General features: G+C 68.1%; 19 protein-coding genes and 1 tRNA gene. 11 read left to right on the top strand and 9 right to left on the bottom strand.

The genetic code is table 11. The features are described 5' to 3' along the window. Positions 1-4: 4 nt before the first annotated feature. Positions 5-1,024 carry a zinc-binding alcohol dehydrogenase family protein gene (locus tag KBY93_RS10030; protein ID WP_255094224.1) on the bottom strand — a complete coding sequence of 340 codons (1,020 nt, stop codon included), beginning with the start codon at positions 1,022-1,024 and terminating at the stop codon, positions 5-7. A 112-nt stretch (positions 1,025-1,136) separates the two neighbouring features. Between KBY93_RS10030 and KBY93_RS10025 the strand changes: the two genes are divergently transcribed. After that, positions 1,137-3,221 (top strand): bifunctional aldolase/short-chain dehydrogenase, encoded by a 2,085-nt coding sequence (locus tag KBY93_RS10025; RefSeq protein ID WP_255094223.1) that lies wholly within the window; start codon positions 1,137-1,139, stop codon positions 3,219-3,221. Positions 3,222-3,226: 5 nt separating this feature from the next. Here KBY93_RS10025 and KBY93_RS10020 read toward each other — a convergent pair whose 3' ends face one another. Both KBY93_RS10020 and KBY93_RS10015 read right to left on the bottom strand, forming a co-directional pair. Beyond that, positions 3,227-4,654 carry a sodium:solute symporter gene (locus KBY93_RS10020; protein ID WP_255094222.1) on the bottom strand — a complete coding sequence of 476 codons (1,428 nt, stop codon included), beginning with the start codon at positions 4,652-4,654 and terminating at the stop codon, positions 3,227-3,229. After that, the gene (locus KBY93_RS10015) at positions 4,654-6,537 is read right to left on the bottom strand and encodes a prolyl oligopeptidase family serine peptidase (RefSeq protein WP_255094241.1); all 1,884 of its coding nucleotides are present in this window, start codon (positions 6,535-6,537) and stop codon (positions 4,654-4,656) included. Before KBY93_RS10015 ends, KBY93_RS10020 begins: the two co-directional genes overlap by 1 nt. A gap of 105 nt (positions 6,538-6,642) precedes the next feature. Here KBY93_RS10015 and def point away from each other — a divergent pair, with 105 nt between their 5' ends. The 4 genes from def to rpsU are packed head-to-tail and all read left to right on the top strand — an operon-like array spanning position 6,643 to position 8,461. After that, positions 6,643-7,248: a peptide deformylase gene (gene def / locus KBY93_RS10010; RefSeq protein ID WP_255094221.1), complete on the top strand. Its 606-nt coding sequence runs from the start codon at positions 6,643-6,645 to the stop codon at positions 7,246-7,248. A gap of 6 nt (positions 7,249-7,254) precedes the next feature. Then, the gene (locus KBY93_RS10005; protein WP_094556336.1) at positions 7,255-7,452 is read left to right on the top strand and encodes a hypothetical protein; all 198 of its coding nucleotides are present in this window, start codon (positions 7,255-7,257) and stop codon (positions 7,450-7,452) included. A gap of 60 nt (positions 7,453-7,512) precedes the next feature. Then, on the top strand, positions 7,513-8,232 hold the full coding sequence (locus tag KBY93_RS10000; protein ID WP_255094219.1) for a DUF3747 domain-containing protein: 720 nt from the start codon (positions 7,513-7,515) through the stop codon (positions 8,230-8,232). Between the two features lie 58 nt (positions 8,233-8,290). Continuing rightward, positions 8,291-8,461 carry a 30S ribosomal protein S21 gene (gene rpsU / locus KBY93_RS09995; protein ID WP_006172073.1) on the top strand — a complete coding sequence of 57 codons (171 nt, stop codon included), beginning with the start codon at positions 8,291-8,293 and terminating at the stop codon, positions 8,459-8,461. Positions 8,462-8,486: 25 nt separating this feature from the next. On the opposite strand, the gene KBY93_RS09990 is transcribed toward rpsU, so the two are convergent. Beyond that, entirely contained in the window at positions 8,487-10,079 is a 1,593-nt protein-coding gene (locus tag KBY93_RS09990; RefSeq protein WP_255094218.1) for a YifB family Mg chelatase-like AAA ATPase, read from the bottom strand. A gap of 79 nt (positions 10,080-10,158) precedes the next feature. Here KBY93_RS09990 and KBY93_RS09985 point away from each other — a divergent pair, with 79 nt between their 5' ends. From KBY93_RS09985 to KBY93_RS09975, 3 genes are read left to right on the top strand one after another with little or no spacing between them, the layout of a single operon-like run. After that, entirely contained in the window at positions 10,159-10,503 is a 345-nt protein-coding gene (locus KBY93_RS09985; RefSeq protein WP_255094240.1) for a histidine triad nucleotide-binding protein, read from the top strand. 40 nt (positions 10,504-10,543) lie between these two features. Further along, on the top strand, positions 10,544-12,571 hold the full coding sequence (locus tag KBY93_RS09980; RefSeq protein ID WP_255094216.1) for an ABC transporter ATP-binding protein/permease: 2,028 nt from the start codon (positions 10,544-10,546) through the stop codon (positions 12,569-12,571). Continuing rightward, positions 12,572-12,772, top strand: coding sequence for a chlorophyll a/b-binding protein (locus KBY93_RS09975; RefSeq protein WP_255094215.1), 201 nt, complete (start codon positions 12,572-12,574; stop codon positions 12,770-12,772). Positions 12,773-12,775: 3 nt separating this feature from the next. Here the strand turns inward: KBY93_RS09975 and KBY93_RS09970 are convergent, their stop codons facing one another. The 4 genes from KBY93_RS09970 to psbX form a co-directional block, all read right to left on the bottom strand. Next, positions 12,776-13,279, bottom strand: coding sequence for a TolB family protein (locus KBY93_RS09970; protein ID WP_399222960.1), 504 nt, complete (start codon positions 13,277-13,279; stop codon positions 12,776-12,778). Positions 13,280-13,297: 18 nt separating this feature from the next. Next, complete coding sequence (locus tag KBY93_RS09965; RefSeq protein WP_399222973.1) at positions 13,298-13,804, bottom strand: Tol biopolymer transporter periplasmic protein; 507 nt, start codon at positions 13,802-13,804, stop codon at positions 13,298-13,300. Positions 13,805-13,863: 59 nt separating this feature from the next. Beyond that, entirely contained in the window at positions 13,864-14,811 is a 948-nt protein-coding gene (locus tag KBY93_RS09960; protein WP_255094214.1) for a Ycf66 family protein, read from the bottom strand. Positions 14,812-14,904: 93 nt separating this feature from the next. Next, positions 14,905-15,027: a photosystem II reaction center X protein gene (psbX, locus tag KBY93_RS09955; protein ID WP_006172065.1), complete on the bottom strand. Its 123-nt coding sequence runs from the start codon at positions 15,025-15,027 to the stop codon at positions 14,905-14,907. Positions 15,028-15,119: 92 nt separating this feature from the next. On the opposite strand from psbX, the gene KBY93_RS09950 reads away from it, so the two are divergent. Next, entirely contained in the window at positions 15,120-15,431 is a 312-nt protein-coding gene (locus tag KBY93_RS09950) for a YggT family protein (protein WP_255094212.1), read from the top strand. A gap of 34 nt (positions 15,432-15,465) precedes the next feature. Here the strand turns inward: KBY93_RS09950 and accC are convergent, their stop codons facing one another. Beyond that, positions 15,466-16,818, bottom strand: coding sequence for an acetyl-CoA carboxylase biotin carboxylase subunit (gene accC, locus KBY93_RS09945; RefSeq protein ID WP_255094211.1), 1,353 nt, complete (start codon positions 16,816-16,818; stop codon positions 15,466-15,468). A gap of 126 nt (positions 16,819-16,944) precedes the next feature. On the opposite strand from accC, the gene KBY93_RS09940 reads away from it, so the two are divergent. Together KBY93_RS09940 and KBY93_RS09935 are read left to right on the top strand one after the other, a co-directional pair. Then, positions 16,945-17,026, top strand: a tRNA-Leu gene (locus tag KBY93_RS09940). A gap of 17 nt (positions 17,027-17,043) precedes the next feature. Beyond that, positions 17,044-18,327 carry a glycosyl transferase gene (locus tag KBY93_RS09935; RefSeq protein WP_255094210.1) on the top strand — a complete coding sequence of 428 codons (1,284 nt, stop codon included), beginning with the start codon at positions 17,044-17,046 and terminating at the stop codon, positions 18,325-18,327. Positions 18,328-18,349 lie beyond the last annotated feature (22 nt).

Raw genomic sequence — 18,349 nt, 5'->3', positions numbered from 1 at the left:
GGGTTCAGCTTTCATTCGAGACCACCAGCTTGCCGATGGTGGATCCGGTTTCGAGCTGGGCGTGGGCCCGCCTCAGGTTGGCGGCATCGATCGGCCCGAGCACAGAGGTGAGTGTGCTGCGCAGCTTGCCGCTGTCCGCCAGGGTGGCGATGGCCGCCAATATCTTGCCCTGCTCCGCCAGATCGGGAGTGGCGTAGAGCGAGCGGGTGAACATGAATTCCCAGGCGAAGCGCACGCTCTTGTTCTTCAGTTGGTCGAGATTCACGGGCTGGTTGCAGCTCACCAGTGCCGTGATCGCCCCCTGCGGCCGGATCACCTCTGCCATGGCGTCCCAGTAGGCAGCGGTGTCGTGGAGGTTGGCGATCGCATCCACCTGCGGCAGGCCTAGCTCTGCCAGTTGCGGCGGCAGCGCGGCGTTGTGGTCGATCACGAAGTCGGCCCCAAGTTCGCGCACCCAGGCCTGACTTTCGGGTCGCGAGGCGGTGGCGATCACGGTGAGGCCGGCCTGCCTGGCCAGCTGGATGGCGATCGAGCCCACCCCACCGGCCGCGCCGATCAGCAGCAGTGAGCGGCCAGCGTCGCCGCCGTCGGGATCCAGCCCCAGCCGCTCGAACAGCGCCTCCCAGGCCGCCAGGCCCGTGAGCGGCAGGGCTGCCGCCTCGGTGAAGGAGAAGGAGCGCGGCTTGCGGCCCGTGATCCGCTCGTCGACCAGCGTGAATTCGGAATTGGTGCCGGGCCTGTTCAGGGCTCCGGCGAAGATCACCGCATCACCGGCCCGGAAGCGGCGCACCGCCGGACCCACGGCCTCCACAACGCCGGCTGCATCCCAGCCGAGCACGCGCGGTTCAGGGTTGCCGCCGGCGGGCAGTGACACCCGCACCTTGGTGTCGATCGGGTTCACGCTCACCGCCGCCACCCGCACGAGCAGGTCGTGCTCGCCGGGCACCGGCAGCGGCAGTTCCAGATCGATCAGGCAGGCGGGATCGCCGCTAGGCAGGGATCGGGTGGCGGCGACGGCTCTCATCGGCTCAGCTCGAAGGCCTCCGGGCCTGACGGCGCGAAGTTGACGCTACGCCCCCCGGCCCGGCCTGCGGCGGCAGCCTCCGTAACCTCTTGGTCGCCCTCCACCGCTTGCCATGTCCGTGCTCGATCGCTGGTCGGACGCCGAGGCCGCCGCGGCGGTGACGCGCTACGCCGCCGAGGGCGTGGGGGAGGACTTGGCTCTGCGCACCTATTCGGCCCGCCTGCTCGGCGCCGACCCTGCCCTGGTGCTGCATGGCGGCGGCAATACGTCCGTCAAGACCACCGTCACGGGGCTCCTGGGCGAGACGATCCCGGTGCTGTGCGTGAAGGGTTCCGGCTGGGATCTGGCCACGATCGAGCCCCCCGGCCACCCGGCGGTGCGCCTCGAGCCGCTGCAGGCCCTGCGGGCCCTGCCGGCCCTCAGCGACGAGGAGATGGTGGCGGCCCAGCGCTGCAACCTGATCGACCCGGCGTCCCCCAACCCTTCGGTGGAGGCGCTCCTGCATGCCTTCCTGCCCCACAGGTTCGTTGACCACACCCATTCGATCGCCCTGCTGGCGCTGGCCGATCAGCCGGACGCCGCCGAGCTGTGTCAGGCGGTGTATGGCGAGCGGGTGGCGCTGGTGCCGTATGTGATGCCTGGCTTCGATCTGGCCCTGGCCGCGGCCAGCGCCTACGAGCAGGCCGCAGACCGGGCCCGCTCCGCTGGTGTGGAGCTGGAGGGGATGGTGCTGCTCAAGCACGGCCTCTTCTCCTTCGGCGCCACTGCGAAGCAGAGCTACCAGCGGATGATTGCGCTGGTGAGGCAGGCCGAGCGGCGCATCGAGCAGGCGCGGTGCGCCGGGGGCTTCAGCCTGCCGCCGTCCGTGCTGGAGCCCGCGGGTGGCGCGGCGGCGGTGCTGCCGCTGCTGCGCGGGGGGCTCAGCCGGGCCGCCGAGGCGGAGGGGGCACCAGGCCGCTGGCTGCTGGCGCTGCGTGACACGCCGCTCACCCGTGCCGTGAGCGACGATCCCCGTCTCAGTGACTGGGCCGGCCGTGGTGTCGCGACCCCCGACCACGTGATCCGCACCAAGGCCCGGCCGCTGGTACTGCCTGCCGGGCTCGGGGCTGGCGCAGGGGCCGCGATCGAGGCGGCGCTCGCGGCCTATGGAGCCGACTACAGCAGCTATTTCGCGCGCCAGAACGCCCGCGCCGGAGGCCAGAAGAAACCGCTTGATCCGCTGCCGAGACTGGTGGCGATCCCCGGCCTGGGGCTCGTCGGCATCGGCAGATCAGCCGCTGAGGCGGCCGTGGTGGCCGACGTGGCCGAAGCCTGGGCGCAGACCCTGCTGGCTGCCGAGGCCGTCGGCCGTTTCGAGCCGGTGAACGAGGCCGACACCTTCGACATGGAGTACTGGAGCCTGGAGCAGGCCAAGCTCGGCAAGGCAGCTGAGAAGCCCCTGGCCCGCCAGGTGGTGCTGGTGACAGGCGGGGCCGGCGCCATCGGCGAGGCCACCGCCCGCGCCTTCGCCCAGCGCGGCGCCGATGTGGCGGTGCTGGATCGCCAGGGGGAGCAGGCGGAGGCGGTGGCCGCCGCCTGCGGGCGCCGCTCCCTTGGTCTGGCCTGTGATCTCACCGATCCCCAGTCGGTGCGTCAGGCGCTGGCGGCGGTGGCGGCCCACTTCGGTGGCCTCGACATCGTGGTCAGCAATGCCGGTGCGGCCTGGAGTGGTGCCATCGCCGAGCTCAGCGACGCCGACCTGCGCGCCAGCTTCGAGCTCAACCTCTTCGCCCATCAGAGCGTCGCCCAGGCGGCGATGGCCATCTTCCGAGCCCAGGGCATGGGTGGTCAGCTGCTCTTCAACGTCAGCAAGCAGGCGCTCAACCCCGGCCCCGGCTTCGGCGCCTACGGCATCGCCAAGGCGGCCCTGCTGGCCCTGATGCGCCAGTACGCCCTCGAAGGTGGCAGCGAAGGGGTGCGCGCCAATGCCATCAATGCCGATCGCATCCGCTCCGGCCTGCTTGATGAATCCATGATCCAGGAGCGGTCGGCCGCCAGGGGCGTCAGCGAGGAGGCCTACATGGCCGGCAACCTGCTGGGCGAAGAGGTGCGGGCCAGTGATGTGGCCGAGGCCTTCGTGGCCCTGGCCCTGCTGGAGCGCACCACCGGCGCGGTGCTCACCGTTGATGGGGGCAACGTGGCGGCGATGGTGCGCTGAGGGCCTCAGCTGGCGCTTCGGGAGCCGGCCATCAGGCCCAGGCCCAGGCTGACCCAGATCAGCACCAGGACCAGGCAGAACCCGGTCCAGGCCGGCAGGCCCCAGTTACTCACCGCCAGCGGAGCCACCACGGTGATCACTCCCCCGGCCACGAACGGTTGCAGCATCAGTTGCTTGATCGAAAACGGCTGCAAGGCCTCGCTCTGATCCAGTGGATCAGCCATGCGCAGCAGCAGCAAGCCGCTGGCCGCCACGCCGGTGGCCTGGCCGAACTCGAGGATCCCCCGCTCGAACCAGGCCGAGGGCAGGATCCGCGGACCCAGCAGCAGCACGACCCCCAGATTCCAGGCCAGCCCTGCTAAGGCCAGGGCCGTCAGCGACTTCCAGTCGTGGGCCAGCAGGGACAGATCCAGGCAGGCCGTGGCCGCCGCGATCAGCAGATCAGCCGACACCGTTGCCAGGCGGTTCTGCACCCGGGTCGAGACCCAGTGGTCCTTGCCGAAACGCTCCAGCAGCCAGCGCACCAGCAGCGATCCCACCAGGGCCAGTGGAAACACAGGGAACACATCGACCACCAGCGCCAGTCCACCGCCCACGTGGTCGGCCACCAGGCGCAAGCCGGCCAGAGCCACCACGCCGATCGCCACGGCGATCCCCGTCAGGGCCAGGTTCAGGGCCAGGGCCGGAAATCTCAGCTCTGGCGGTGGTGGCAGCGGCAACATGGCCTGGACTGGAGCGGCTTCCCCCGGATCGGAGCTTGCACCGGGCTCTGCTTCGGGGAGGGGCGCCACTCCTGAGGCGATCGTGGAGCCCCCCATCAGCCAGCCACGGCTGCGAGCCAGCAGCACCACCAGCCCCCCCACCACCGTGGAGATGAGCAATCCCACCGTGGCCATGGCCAGACCCAGGGCCTCACCGCCTTCGAAGCCCAGGCTGGCGTAACTGGCGCCCATCGCGGCAGCCGAGCCGTGCCCACCCTCGTAGGCCACTTCGATCAGGCAGGCCATGAGGGGATGGACCCCCAGCCAGGGCTGCAGCACCAGCAGCACCACCAGCCCTCCCACCATGTACTGGCCGAAGGCCAGCGTGAGGGCCAGCAGCACCTGGGCCGACAGCGGCCGCCAGAGCCCCGCCAGCTTGGGCAGGGGCTTGGCCAGCAGCAGCGTGCCGAACACCAGGGTGAGCAGCACCATCGGCAGCTGCTCCCAGATTTCGATCACGGGTTGGCTGAGCAGGGGTACCAGTCCCGCCGGTGCCACCAGCAGGCCCAGCACGCCGGCCAGGAGAGCTTCCGGGATGCCCCAGTGGCGCAGCCCCAGCACGTGGCCCAGGCTGCGGCCCACCACCAGCACCAGGCCCAGGGCCACCAGCGCCACGGCTGGGGTCTCGACAGCCTCAACCAGAATCCTGATGCTGACGGGTAAGTAGGGCATCAGAGGGCGAGGTGTTTCCGGAAGAAGGCTTCCGTGGACTCCAACACCTCAATCTGCACGGCGCCGCTGCGGAATCCATGCCCTTCAGCGGCAAATCGATGCAGCTCCACCGGAATCCTGTTGGCGGCGAGCGCCGCGACGATCCGCTCGGTCTGCTCCGGGGGCACCACCTGGTCCTGGAGTCCCTGAAAGAAGATCACCGGGCAGCGGATCCGATTGGCATGGCGCAGGGGCGAGCGAGCCTCATAGGTGGACCGCTCCGCCGGCCACGGTCCCACCAGACCATCCAGGTAGCGGGCCTCGAAGCGGTGGCTGCTGCTGGCCAGGCCGGCGAGGTCGGCCACGGCGTAGCGGCAGGCACCCACACGGAACCCATCGCTGAAGCAGAGGGCGGCCAGCACTGTGAATCCGCCGGCGCTCCCTCCCTCGATTGCGACCCGCTCTGAGCTGGCACGGCCCGCCGCCACCAGGGCGTGTGCCGCCGCGGCGCAGTCGGCCACATCCACCACGCCCCAGAGCCCATCGAGCCGTTCGCGATAGGCCCGCCCGAAACCCGTGGAGCCGCCGTAGTTCACATCCACCACGCCCCAGCCCCGGCTGGTCCAGTACTGGATCGCCGGGTTGAGGCCGGTGTGGGCCATGCCCGTGGGTCCGCTGTGACCCTTCACCAGCAGTGGCGCGTCGGCGTGGTCCCCCCCCTTGGGCGGGTGATACCAGGCATGGGTGGGGCGGCCGCCGTAGCCCTCGAACCAGAGCGCCTCCGCCGGGCTGCCGCTCACCGCTGCCTGGCCCGGCGCCGCCGGCTGGTGCCGCCAGCGGTTGCTGTTCAGATCAAGGCTGAGTAGGCCAGCCTCGGTGCTGCCGTTGGCGGCCACCGCCACCAGCTGGCCGTTCTCGGCCCAGAGCGCCTCGAGATCATCGAAGGGACAGGGGATCGGCTCCCAGCGCGCCAGGGGCCCATCCTTCGAGCCACCTGGGCCTGGGTCGTTGAGCAGCACGCGGCCCAGCTGCCAGCGGCCCTGCACGCAGGCAGCAGCCACCAGCTGCTGGCCATCACAGACGGTGGTGCGCATCCCGTACACCCACTGCGGCATGGCGAACTCCGCCTCCATCGGCAACAGCCGCTGCCATGGACCCGAGCCGGCGGCCTCCAGCCGCTCAAGGTTCCACCAGCCATGCCGGTCGTTGGCCACCACCAGATCCCCGTTCGGCAGCCACAGGGGCTGGAAGACCGAACAGGCCTCCGGCTGCCCAGGTGCGCCTGAGCCTGCGATCAGGCGAGCAGGGCCCAGTCCTCCCCCGGGCTCCACGTCCGCCAGCCACAACTGGCTGCGGTCCCAGGGCATGTGCGGCTGCTGCCACTCCACCCAGGCCAGCTGGGCGCCATCGGGGCTGAGCGCGGCATAGCCGCAGAAGTCGAGGGCCTGGCGCAGCAGCTGCGGTTCACCCCCCTCCAGCGGCACGGCCACCAGCTGATCGAGCCCACCGGCCTCCATCACTCCGATCCAGCGCCGCCGCCGTCCATCGATCAGCCCATCGGCGAAGGCCCGCTCCCCCGGCTCGGTGAGCCGCCTGGGCTCCCCTCCCGGCTGGTCGGTCTCCAGCCGCCAGAGGCAGCGATCGCGATCGTTCACCACCACCACCACCAGCTCGCCCGTGCCAGCTCCATCGGGCCCTCGGTCCACGGCCACCACCCCGCCGCCGTACTCATGGACGCGGCTGCGCAGGTTCCACTCGCCGGGGGTGAGCTCGATGGCCTCCGCTCCCGGCGAGGGCCTCAGCATCAAGGTGGTTCGTCCCTGCTCGGCAGGGCGTTGCTCCAGCCAGAACAGCCGGTCTCGGTGCAGCTGGGGCTCCTTGATCCGGGGTGTGCGACCCACCACAGCCCTTGCCGGCAGGGGCCGACCCGGGTTGGCGTCTGAACCCTGGCTTGAACCGTGCCCCACCAGCGGCTCCTACAATCACCACATCGTTTCAGGTGACGCTTTTTGGCCAGCAGCTTCGCCAAGATGGCCCGTCAGGCGGAGCAGACCAGCCGCACGGTCCAGGTTCCCAAGCAGGTGCTGGATGCACCACCGCTGACGATCCACAAGCTCGGTGATCAGGTGTTGCGCCAGCCCGCAAAGCGCATCAGCAAGGTGGATGAATCGGTGCGCGAACTGGCCCGCGACATGCTGCGCAGCATGTACAGCGCCCACGGCATCGGCCTGGCCGCTCCTCAGGTGGGCGTTCACAAACAACTTCTGGTGATCGACCTCGATCCGGAGAATGCGGCCACGCCGCCGATGGTGCTGGTGAACCCGGAAATCAACGCCACCAGCGCTGCGCTCAATACCTACGAGGAGGGCTGTCTGAGCATCCCCGGCGTGTACCTCTCCGTGGTGCGCCCGAGCGAGGCGGAGGTGAGTTACCGCGATGAGCAGGGCCGTCCTCGTCGCATCAAGGCAGATGGCCTGCTTGCCCGCTGCATCCTGCACGAGATGGACCACCTCAAAGGTGTGCTTTTCGTCGATCTGGTCAGCGATGAGCTCAGCCTCAACGAGGAGCTCAAGGATCACGGGTTCCGCCGTGATGATGTCCACTCCCAGCGCTGATCCCCCATGCCGATGCAACCCCTCGCCGGGGTCTTTCTCGGACTGGCCTGCCTGCTTGGCATCGCCGCCACCGGTTCCGTCTTCGAGCTCTCCTACGGCGACCCCGACCTGGGCGTCCTCACCACCAGGCTGATCCTGGCGGCCTGTCTGCCGGGCACGGTGATCAGCCTGCTGGTCGCAATTCGTCTCAACAAGGCCAGCTGACCCCCCCTGGCGTCGCTGGATCTCACTTCTACGATCGGGCTCACCTTGCCTCGTCCACCGATGCGCGTCGCGCCATTGCCGCTCTTCCTGCGATCGCTCAGCTCGCTGGTGCCGTCCCTGTCGGTGTTGCTGGGCCTCGCGGCTGTTGGACCCGTTGCGGCCCAGGGGGCTCTCTTCAGTGCCCGTGATCTGGATCAGTCGAAGTTCGTGCTGGTGGCGGCACCTATCGGTGATGGTGTGCGCGCCCAGCTGAACATCTACGAGCAGGTGAGCGATCGCCGCCCCTGTTTTTCCACCAGCGGCTCGTCCCCGGCCCGGGTGGAGCCCCTGCTGGGCAGCTTTGATTTCACCGGAATCTGCTCCCGCTACATGGATGCCAACGGCTACTCCCTGCGGGTGGGTGGCAGCGATCTGGCCACTGTGTACAGGCTGAGCGTTGTGCGGCAGGGCAGCGACAACATCCTGCTGGCGGCACCGGGCCGCAACCAGGCGGGTCCCGAGGTAGTGGTGGCCCGCACCCAGGGTCACAGCGATGGCTTTCTGCAGTTCGTTCCCGAACCGGGCTGGAAGCTCATGCGCCGCCACTACGGCAACCGCGCCCTCGGCCACGTCTACATCTACCGGGACACCTGGCCCGGCCAGGAGGCCTCCCTGCCCGAGGCTCAGGCCCCAATAGCCAATCCGCCTGTCGTTGGCGCTCCTGCAACCAATCCTCCTGCTTCCGCTGCGCCTGGGGCCCCTTCACCGATCGCCATCCCCAGCATCAAGGCCCAGCCGTGATTGGGGCCCGCTGAGCCGATTGCTACATTGACGTTCAACTAGCCCCACTGCGTGGTTCATGACCCAGGTCACCGTCGGCGAAAACGAAGGCATCGAATCGGCCCTGCGCCGCTTCAAGCGGCAGGTGTCCAAAGCCGGCATCTTCGCCGACCTCAAGCGCCTGCGTCACCATGAGACGCCTACAGAGAAGTACAAGCGCAAGGCCCAGCAGCGCCGTCGTCGCCGCTGATCACCTTCCTCTGAACCGTGTGCACTCACCTGCGCTCGGCTTCATGCCTGCCAGCCGTTTTCAACGATGAGTCGTTGCCGATCTGGTCGAACGATCGGTACGACAGCGCTTCACCCAGGTGCTGAGCGCTCACTGCCTGGGTGTCCTCCAGATCCGCCAGGGTGAGGGCCACTCGCAGCAGGCGTTCTCCAGCCCGGGCACTCAGACCCCGACGGGTGATCGCCTGTTGCCAGAGCTGCAGGGACCCTTCACTGAGCTGCACCACGCTCCTGAGGCACCTGCCCGTCAATTGGCCATTGGCCCTGCCGTCAGGATTGCGACGGACCATCCTTTGTCGTGCTTTCAGTACCCGCGCTGCCACCACAGCCGAGTTCTCGGGCCGCTTCCCCCTCCCGGCCGCCCGCTCTGCCTCCAAGCCGTAGCTGCGTGCCAGGGCGCCGGGCTCCAGCCTGCCCATCACCACCTGCAGATCGAGGCGATCGAGCAGAGGGCCTGAGAGCCGTGACCAGTAGCGCCGCTGCTGAGCCTCGCCGCAGACACAGGTCCGCTCAGGATCGCCGAACCAGCCGCAGGGACAGGGGTTTGTGGCTGCCACCAGGGTTGCGCGGCAGGGAAAGCGGCTCTGCTGCCTTGAGCGGCTGATCCACACCTCTCCCTCCTCCAGGGGTTGGCGCAGCTGCTCGAGCACCTCGCGGCGAAACTCCGCCAGTTCATCGAGGAAGAGCACGCCGTGGTGGGCCAGCGACAACTCCCCCGGTCTTGGCGTGGCGCCGCCGCCCACCAGGGCCGTGGCCGTGCAGCTGTGGTGGGGCGAGCGGAAGGGCCTTGAGCACATCAGGGCGCCACCCTCAGGCAGCAGTCCTGCCACCGAATAGAGCTGGGTGAGCTCCAGAGCCTCCTGGCGTGGCAGGGGCGGCAGCAGGCCCGCCAGGCGTCGAGCCAGCATCGTTTTGCCGCTGCCCGGTGGACCCACCAGCAGCAGGTGGTGGCCACCGGCCGCGGCGATCTCCAGGGCCCGCCGGCCGTGGGCCTGACCGATCACCTCGGCGAGGTCTGGTTGGCCTGAGCCCGGCTGGGCCAGGGCGGGCACCGGTACCGGTATGCCCCGTAGATCCGCCAGCCAGCCCATCAGCTGCGCCAGGTCATTCGCCGGCCACACCGCCAGCTCCGTCACCAGCGCCGCCTCGCCGCCATTGGCCTGGGGCACGACCAGGGCCCGAGCCCCGCCACGCCTGGCGGCCAGGGCCAGGGCCATCACCCCTCGCACGGGCCGCAGGCTGCCGTCGAGGCCCAGCTCTCCGGCGCTCCAGATCCCCTTCATTCGCTCGGGCGGAAGCTGGCCCGAAGCCAGCAGCAGCCCCAGGGCGATCGGCAGATCGAAAGCCGGCCCCTCCTTGCGCAGATCCGCCGGGGCCAGGCTCACGATCACCCGGGTGAGGGGCACGCGAAAGCCGCTGTTGCGCAGGGCGGCTCGCACCCGCTCGCGGGCGTCGCGCACAGTCGCTTCCGCCAGACCAACGATCTGGATCCCGGGCAGACCTGGGGCGATGTCCACCTCAACCGCTACCTCTCGGCCTTCCAGTCCCTGGAGGGCGGCGCTGCTGCAGCGTGCCAACATCAGCTTTGGGGCATCGGACACCCAGTGAGTGCCCTGCCTGTCTCATCCCCATCCGTTGCCGGGTTCCGGCGGAGGCGCCATGGCCGAGAGCGAGACGATCTTTGCGCGCATCCTGCGCGGTGAAATCCCCTGTGATCAGGTTCATGCCGATGAACTGTGCCTGGCCTTCCGCGACATCCAGCCCCAGGCACCGGTGCATGTGCTCGTGATTCCGCGCGAGCCCCTGGTAAACCTCGCCGACGCCGAGCCGCGCCATCAGGCCCTCCTTGGCCATCTTCTGCTGGTGGCGGCTCAGGTGGCGAAGCAGGAGGGTCTTGTCGGCTGGCGCACCGTGATCAACAACGGCGCTGAAGCCGGACAGACGGTCTTTCACCTGCATGTGCATGTGATCGGAGGCCGCCCCCTGCTCTGGCCCCCCGGCTGACCCCCGCCAGCGGCGACAATGAGCCGACTCGTAAACATTCATGCGACCCCTCAAGGCCCTTCGCGAGCAGTTGGCCAAGCTGCAGCGCCTGGCCCAGCCCTACTTCCTGCCTCTTGACGAAGACGGCGGTGGCAGCGGCCAGTTCCTGCTTCTGGTGGTGGCCCTGCTGGCGGTGGTGGTGGGTTTCACCCTGCTGCTGCTCACCGGTGTGGTCGCCGCGGCCGGCGCCTGGATCCCCGAGCTGCGCAACCGCTTCCTGCCCGGGGTGCCCGAGCAGGTGGCCGCGGTCTGGGGCGGGCCGATCGGCATCGTGGTGATGGTGCTGTTCGCGGCTGGGCTTGCCGCCTTCATCAGCCTGCGGGCCAAGCTGCGTCAGGGGCGCTGGCTGCCCTGGTTGCTGCTCGGTGTGATCGCCCTGCTGATCCTGGTGATCAACGGCATCAACGTGGGCATCAGCTACATCGCCCGGAATATCGAAAACGCCTTGGTGGCCTACAAGGCGGAGGAGTTCTGGAAGATCGTCGCGATCTACGCCTTCTGCCTGGTGCTGGCCCTGCCGATCCGCGCCATCCAGAGCTATCTGATTCCCAAGCTCGGTCTGCTGTGGCGGGAGTGGCTTAGCGGCCGCATGCTGGGCCGCTACCTCACCAACCGGGCTTACTACGTTCTCAACCCCAACGATGAAAGCGTTGAGGAGATCGATAACCCGGACCAGCGGATCTCCCAGGACGCGGCCAGCTTCACCGCCACCAGCCTGAGCGTGACGGTGGAGATCATCTCCGCCTTGCTCACCTTCTTCAGCTTCATCATCGTTCTCTGGAGCATCAACCAGACTCTGGCTCTGTGGCTGCTGGGCTATTCGGTGGGCGGCACGGCCCTGATCGTGTTCGCCAGCCGCAAGCTGGTGAACCTGAACTATCAGCAGCTGAAACTGGAGGCGGATTTCCGCTACGGCCTGGTTCACATCCGTGACAATGCCGAGTCGATCGCCTTCTACCAGGGCGAGCGCCAGGAGCAGAAGGAGGGCGAACGCCGCCTTGACGGGGTGATCGTCAACTACAACCGACTGATCATCTGGGAGGCGCTGATCAGTGTCATCCAGCGCTCCTACGACTACTTCTCCCGCTTTCTTCCCTGGTTGGTGATTGCGCCGATCTACTTCGCCAAGCAGGTCGACTTCGGTGTCTTCGGCCAGGCCAGCATCGCCTTCTCACAGGTGCTGTTCTCGGTCAGCTACATCGTCAATAACATCGATCGGCTGGCTGCCTTCTCCGCCTCCATCAGCCGCCTCGAAGGCTTCCAGGGCAAGGTGGAGGCGATCACTGCCGAGATGGCTGAGTTCGTGGCCGCCGAGCAGGCCTCCGCTGGTGGTTCTATTGGCGCCGGGGCCGGTGCAGTGCGGCCCGAATCGATCCTTGTGAGCCACGTGGATCTGGTGCCGCCCCGCACCAACCGTCTGCTGGTGAGCGATCTCAGCTTGGAGGTGACCGCCAACCAACGGCTGCTGGTGGTCGGGCCTTCGGGCTGCGGCAAGACCTCCTTCCTGCGGTTGGTGAGTGGGCTCTGGCCTCCGGCCGCGGGCCATGTGCAGCGCCCTCCGGTGGGCGAGCTGATGTTCATTCCCCAGAAGCCCTACATGCTCCTGGGCAGCCTCAGGGAGCAGCTCTGCTACCCCCAGCCCGCCGATCGCTTCAGCGACGAACAGCTGCGCCACGTGCTTGAGGAGGTGCGCCTGCCCGAACTGGTGGGGCGCTACCCCGATCTGGACATCAAGCAGGACTGGCCCCGGTTGCTTTCTCTCGGCGAGCAGCAGCGCCTCGCCTTTGCCCGGCTGCTGCTCAACTCCCCCCGCTTCGTGGTCCTCGACGAAGCCACCAGTGCCCTTGACGTGGCCACCGAGAAGGCCCTCTACAATCTGCTTGTGGAGCGAGAGATGGCTTTCGTGAGTGTGGGGCACAGGCCCACCCTGGTTGCCTTCCACGACACCGTGCTCGAGCTCGACGGCCAGGGGGGCTGGCGGCTGCTGCCAACCGAGGGCTATGACTTTGGCCGCAACCATGAGACCTGAATGTCCTCCCCAGCTCCTGCCAGTGAACCTGAGGCAACCCTCACCACCAGTGCCACCACCTCTGACGTTCCGGCCTTCGGCTGGAGTGGCTATGCGGAGCGGGTGAACGGGCGCTTCGCGATGCTCGGCTTTGCTGCCGTGCTGCTGATTGAGGCCCTCAGCGGCGACACCTTCCTGCACTGGGCGGGCCTGGTGCCCTGATTTTCAGGGCAGCTCAATCAGGTCTACCTGCCAGAGGCCGCCGCGGCTGACCTGAACGGCTAGCACCCGGCCATCGGCGCTGAGCTGCACCTGCCTGGGCACCCCGGGCGGCTCTAGCGGCAGCGGCTGCAGGCTTTCCCGGCTGCGTCGATAGAGCGCCAGTTCGGTTCGGCCGTCGCGCTGGCGGATCAGGGCCATGCGCTCCCCTGCGGCATCGACACTTACGTTCAGGGGCTGGGCATCTGGGCGGTTCAGGCCCGGCAGGGGTATTGGCCGGTTCTGATCCAGGTTGACCAGCTCAATCCTCTCTCGCCCGTCGCGGCCTCTGATCAGGGCCAGCCAGCGACCGCTGAGGGAAGGGTCGCGGTTGCCGCCACTCTGCTCCAACTGTTGGTTGATGGCGGGCAGGGGCCGCATGGGCGTGGACGCACAGGCTCCGAGCAGGCTGACGGCCATGAGGGCCAGGCCCAGCTGCGCCAGCCTTACCTGGACGATGTCAGATGTCACGGTTGCGCCCCAGGGGTGTCACGGCGGCGCCAATGCTGGAGTGCGCAGCACCTCTCCAGCCGGCGGGTCGATCTCAAGAACCCCTCCCAGATCGAACAGCTCCACTTGCCAGCGGCCAGCGGCCACCAGTTGAAGGGCCAGACTCTGGCCGTCAGGCGCCAGGCTCAGCCTCACCGGTTCCAGTCCGCCCGGCAAGGGCAAAGGCACAAGCCGATTGGTGAGCCGGTCTTCAATCACCGCAAGGCGCCGGTCACCCCGCTGCACGATCAGGGCCAGATAGCGGCCCCTCCAGCTGAGGGAAGGGGAACTGTGCGGCTGCCAGCGACTGAGGTGGCGCAGAGGCAGCACCCGCCCACTGATGCGCTCCTGCAGCAGCACAGTCGATCGGCCTTGGCGTTCGATCATGCTGGCCAGGAGGCGACCGTCACCGCTCAGGGCTGGATCCTGACGGCTGAGGTTCGATTGCCAGCCAGGCGATGGAGCCGGACGGGAACGGCCGGACCAAGGCAGTGAGCAAGCACTCAGAAAAGTGGCCAGGGCTGCTGCCACGATCGCCGCCAGGGAGGCGGTCCTCGGCAGTCTGATCAGCTGTCGAACCGGGAGCTGTTGTCCCGAGGGCGGCTGCTGGAGGGGGCAGGACGCAGGGGGGTGTAGTCGGCGTCGCTCACGGGGGTGGCCGGGCTGGCAGCAGGGGCGGATCCCGTTGCGGAGCTTGAGATCGGGCTGTTGGTGGCTGCGGCGCTGGGGCGGCTGCGGATCGGTGTGCCCTGGGGAACTCCAGGGGGGGTGCCGAGGGGTTCCGTGGCACCAGCAGGGCCAGGTCGGCGGCTGGAGCGGGGCATGGACTCGGAGCTGGGCATCGGACGGCTGCCGCGGCGGGGCTCTACTCCGCTGTCGCGCTCGCGCCGGCGGGAGCCGAAGGCCGCTCCCGAGGCTGCGGCACCGGAGGGCGCAACGCTGCGGCTGCCGTAGGACTCAGGTTCACCGCGGGGGCTGGGCTCGGCTGCATCCCAGCTGCTGTCGGTTGAAGGGCGACGGCTGGCGGCCCGCTCGGGAATGGCAGGCCTGGCCGCCTCACGACGGGGCCGGTAGAAACTGGCATCGTCCTCCACCTCTTCGGTGAGTGGGGAGCGGATCCGCCGCCGCAGGGGCTGGGGTTCCTCGAAGCGGTCAGTGTCGTCATCCCAGCCGGCGCGGCCGCCCATCCTGGGCTTGGCAGGCAAGGGTTCGTCGTCGTCGAAATAGGAGGAGCGCCTGGCCTGCTCAGTGGTGACGCCCCGCAGGCGAACGCTTTCGTAAGCGAAAAAGACCGTGGTACCTGCCAGCAGGAACTGGCCGAACTGAAGGATCGGATCGAGCCGCCAGCCCTGGAAGAAGAGAATCCCGCCGCACAACAGACCGATGGCGGCGAAAAAGACGTCGTAGTCGCGGGCGAGGGCTGGCTTGAAGCTCCTCATGAAATAGAGGAACGCACCACCGACGGCCAATACGATGCCGACGATGCTGGCCCAGTTCAGGCTGGCATTGACCACGTCTGAAACCTCAGGCGAACAACTTGTTCCGTCCGCCAGGGGTGAACGGTTGATTCCAGTTTAGGGACCTTGACCCGCGATACCAGCGTCAGCTCAGAGCTTGCGATCAACCTGGTCGTTCTGGCTGATCAGTACCAAGGCGATGCTGATCGGAATCACCACGATCATCGCTCCGTAGACGAGGCTGCTCAGGAAGTTGGAGAGGGAGGGGGTCATGGCGCCATGAGATCCGATTGGGATCTTAGGCAGCAGCGCCCACTTCCTACGATGGAGTTGCCCCTGCTTACCGCTTTGTGACGGCCGTTTCCGTGCTGGCCTCTGGCCTGCCGTTGCTGCATGCCGTGTTGGCCCTGGCCCTGGCGGCCTGGACCCTGCTGTTCCTGTTCCGCATCGTGCTCACCTGGTATCCGCAGGTGGACCTGAATCGGGGAGCGATGCAGTTGATCGGCTGGCCGACGGAGGGTCTGCTGCGCTTCAGCCGGCGGTTGATCCCCGCCATCGGCGGTGTCGACGTGACACCGGTGATCTGGGTGGGGTTGATCAGCCTGCTGCGGGAGCTGGTGGTGGGTCAGCAGGGACTGCTCACCCAGGTGCTGCGCCACAGCCATTCCCTTTCCTGAATCCTGGCGTTTCGTGGCCGAATCGGGCCGTGGATCAGCTGGGCGGCAGCATCTCCTGCTCCACGAACTTCGTGTGAACATCGCCGCGCTGGAACTCGGGCCGATCCAGCAGGGCCAGGTGGAACTCGATCGTGGTGGGGATGCCCGTGATCGCACATTCACTCAGGGCCCGGCGCATGCGCTTGATGGCCGCCTCTCGATCGACCCCCCAGACGATCAGCTTGCCGATCAGCGAGTCGTAGAAGGGGGGGATTTCGTAGCCCGTGTACACGTGGCTATCGACCCGCACGCCTGGCCCCCCCGGTGGCAACCAGCCGGTGATGCGCCCCGGGGCCGGCCTGAAATTCTGCTGGGGATCCTCGGCATTGATGCGGCATTCGATCGCATGGCCCCGCAGCTGCACGTCCTCCTGGCGCATGCTCAGGGGCTCACCTCCGGCGATGCGCAGCTGCTCGGCAATCAGATCGAAACCGGTGACCATCTCGGTGACGGGATGCTCCACCTGGATGCGGGTATTCATCTCCATGAAATAGAAGCTGCCGCTGCGATCCACCAGAAACTCAACGGTGCCGGCGCCTTCGTAGGTGATGCTCCGGGCCGCAGCCACCGCTGCCTCGCCCATGCGCCGACGCAGCTCCGGATCCAGGGCTGGGCTTGGGGCTTCCTCCAGCAGCTTCTGGTGGCGCCGCTGGATCGAGCAGTCGCGCTCGCCGAGGTGAACCACGTTGCCGTGGCGATCGGCCAGGATCTGCACCTCGACGTGGCGGGGCCGCTCGATGAACTTCTCCATGTAGAGGCCCGGGTTGCCGAAGGCCGCTTCCGCTTCACCCTGGGCCGCCTTGAACAGGCCCTCGAGCTGCTCGGGCTCCTGCACCAGGCGCATGCCACGGCCGCCACCGCCGGCCGTGGCCTTGATCATCACGGGGAAGCCCATGCGTGCCGCCAGCACGGAGGCCTCCTGGCTGTCCTCCAGCAGACCTTCACTACCGGGGATGGTGGGAACCCCCACCCGCTGCATGGTGGTCTTGGCGGTGGATTTGTCCCCCATGGCCCGGATCGCCTCTGGGGAGGGACCGACGAAGGTGAGGCCGTGGGCCGCGCAGATCTCCGCGAAGCGGTCGTTCTCGGCCAGGAAGCCGTAACCGGGGTGGATCGCATCGGCGCCCCGGGAGATCGCCGCGGCAATGATGTTGGGGATATTGAGATAGCTCTTGCTGCTGGGAGCTTCCCCCACGCAGACCGCTTCATCTGCCAGCTGCACGTGCAGGGCGTTGCGGTCGACGGTGCTGTAGACCGCCACCGTGCTGATGCCCATTTCGCGGCAGCTCCGCAAAATGCGGAGAGAGATTTCGCCACGGTTGGCGATCAGCAGCTTGCCGATGGGCATCCGTGGTTGGTCCAGGCCGCTGCGGACTGTATCAGCGCTGACCCTTGCCGCCTCAGTGGGGCGGAGTCTGGAACGGTTGATGGGTATATTGACGAGCCGGAGGGAGTGCAGACTCCTGACGGCCACGCGGATGTGGTGGAATTGGTAGACACGCACGTTTGAGGGGCGTGTGGCTTCGGCCTTGCGAGTTCAAGTCTCGCCATCCGCATTTTTCTTTCCCACAATTTGAGAGAGCCGCCCCCGAGCCTCCCGCCCACCACAGCGATCGTGCTGGTGTGCAACGGACCGGGCGAGCTCACCACCTGGGTTCGGCCCCTGGCCCAGCGCCTGCACAGGCAGCTGGCGCTTCAGCCCGTTGTTCCTGGAGCGGCCTGCTCTCTGGAGCTGGTGCTGGTGCCCTGTCCCAACGCCACCGGATCCGAGGCGCGGGTGGCGCGCGACCTTGGTTTCTTCTCCCGCATCGTGCCCGCTCGCCGGTTCTGGGGACTGCTGCTCAGCCCCCGCCGCCATGGGCCCTGGCCGGCCCATGGGGTGGTGGTGTTCCTGGGGGGTGATCAGTTCTGGACCGTGCTGCTTTCGGCTCGCCTGGGTTACCGCCACCTCACCTACGCCGAATGGGTGGCCCGGTGGCCGCGCTGGAACGACCGCATCGCCGCGATGGGTCCCCAGGCCGCTACCCGGTTGCCTCCCCGCTGGCGTCAGCGCTGCACCGTGGTGGGTGATCTGATGGCTGATCTCTCCGAGGAGGCGCGGGCGGTGGCCCCCCTGCCCGAAGGGGAATGGGTGGCCCTGCTGCCCGGCTCGAAACGGGCCAAGTTGCAGGTGGGTGTTCCCTTCCTGCTCGACACAGCCGATCGCCTTGCCCGCCTGCGGCCGGGGTGTCGGTTCCTCCTGCCGGTGGCGCCCACCACCAGCGTGGCCGATCTGCTGGCCTACGGAGACAGTGGTAACCCGATTCAGCGTTATTACGGCGGCCAGCCGCCGCGGCTGCTGGCGCCGGAGCCGGATTCCGGCCAGCGCTGGCTGATCAGCGGTGCCGGCACGCCCATCCTGCTGTTCGAGCAGCACCCGGCCCACGCCGCCCTCAGCCAGTGCGCTCTGGCGCTCACCACCGTGGGGGCGAACACCGCCGAGCTGGGGGCCCTCGGGGTGCCGATGATCGTTCTGGTGCCCACCCAGCATCTGCAGGTGATGCAGGCCTGGGACGGCTGGCTCGGTCTGGTGGCGCGCCTGCCCCTGTTGCGCTGGTTGCTGGGCCTGGCGCTGACGGCCTGGCGCATGCGCCAACGGGGGTTTCTGGCCTGGCCGAACATCTCGGCTGGCCGTGCCGTGGTGCCTGAGCGGGTAGGAGCGATCACGCCGGCGGAGATCGCCGCCGAGGCCAACGAGTGGCTGGCCCATCCCGAGCGGCTGCGGGGTCAGCGCGACGATCTGCGCAGTCTGCGGGGTCAGCCCGGGGCTGTGGCGGCCCTGGCCGCGATGGTGCAGGAGCTTCTGCCCGCTGCCTAAATTGACATCAACGGAACCTTGC

Source organism: Synechococcus sp. J7-Johnson, assembly GCF_024345795.1.
In the GTDB taxonomy this organism is placed as follows: Bacteria; Cyanobacteriota; Cyanobacteriia; order PCC-6307; family Cyanobiaceae; genus Regnicoccus_A.
This window is presented reverse-complemented; position numbering and strand designations above follow the sequence as displayed.

Bases quoted from the DNA above. Each gene is read 5' to 3' on its own strand.
- KBY93_RS10000 (WP_255094219.1), top strand. From the start codon at position 7,513: ATGCGCGTCGCGCCATTGCCGCTCTTCCTGCGATCGCTCAGCTCGCTG.
- accC (WP_255094211.1), bottom strand. From the start codon at position 16,818: ATGCCCATCGGCAAGCTGCTGATCGCCAACCGTGGCGAAATCTCTCTC.
- KBY93_RS10020 (WP_255094222.1), bottom strand. From the start codon at position 4,654: ATGCCCTACTTACCCGTCAGCATCAGGATTCTGGTTGAGGCTGTCGAG.
- KBY93_RS09985 (WP_255094240.1), top strand. From the start codon at position 10,159: ATGGCCGAGAGCGAGACGATCTTTGCGCGCATCCTGCGCGGTGAAATC.
- KBY93_RS10005 (WP_094556336.1), top strand. From the start codon at position 7,255: ATGCCGATGCAACCCCTCGCCGGGGTCTTTCTCGGACTGGCCTGCCTG.
- KBY93_RS09990 (WP_255094218.1), bottom strand. From the start codon at position 10,079: ATGTTGGCACGCTGCAGCAGCGCCGCCCTCCAGGGACTGGAAGGCCGA.
- rpsU (WP_006172073.1), top strand. From the start codon at position 8,291: ATGACCCAGGTCACCGTCGGCGAAAACGAAGGCATCGAATCGGCCCTG.
- KBY93_RS09975 (WP_255094215.1), top strand. From the start codon at position 12,572: ATGTCCTCCCCAGCTCCTGCCAGTGAACCTGAGGCAACCCTCACCACC.
- KBY93_RS09980 (WP_255094216.1), top strand. From the start codon at position 10,544: ATGCGACCCCTCAAGGCCCTTCGCGAGCAGTTGGCCAAGCTGCAGCGC.
- KBY93_RS10030 (WP_255094224.1), bottom strand. From the start codon at position 1,024: ATGAGAGCCGTCGCCGCCACCCGATCCCTGCCTAGCGGCGATCCCGCC.
- psbX (WP_006172065.1), bottom strand. From the start codon at position 15,027: ATGACCCCCTCCCTCTCCAACTTCCTGAGCAGCCTCGTCTACGGAGCG.
- KBY93_RS10025 (WP_255094223.1), top strand. From the start codon at position 1,137: ATGTCCGTGCTCGATCGCTGGTCGGACGCCGAGGCCGCCGCGGCGGTG.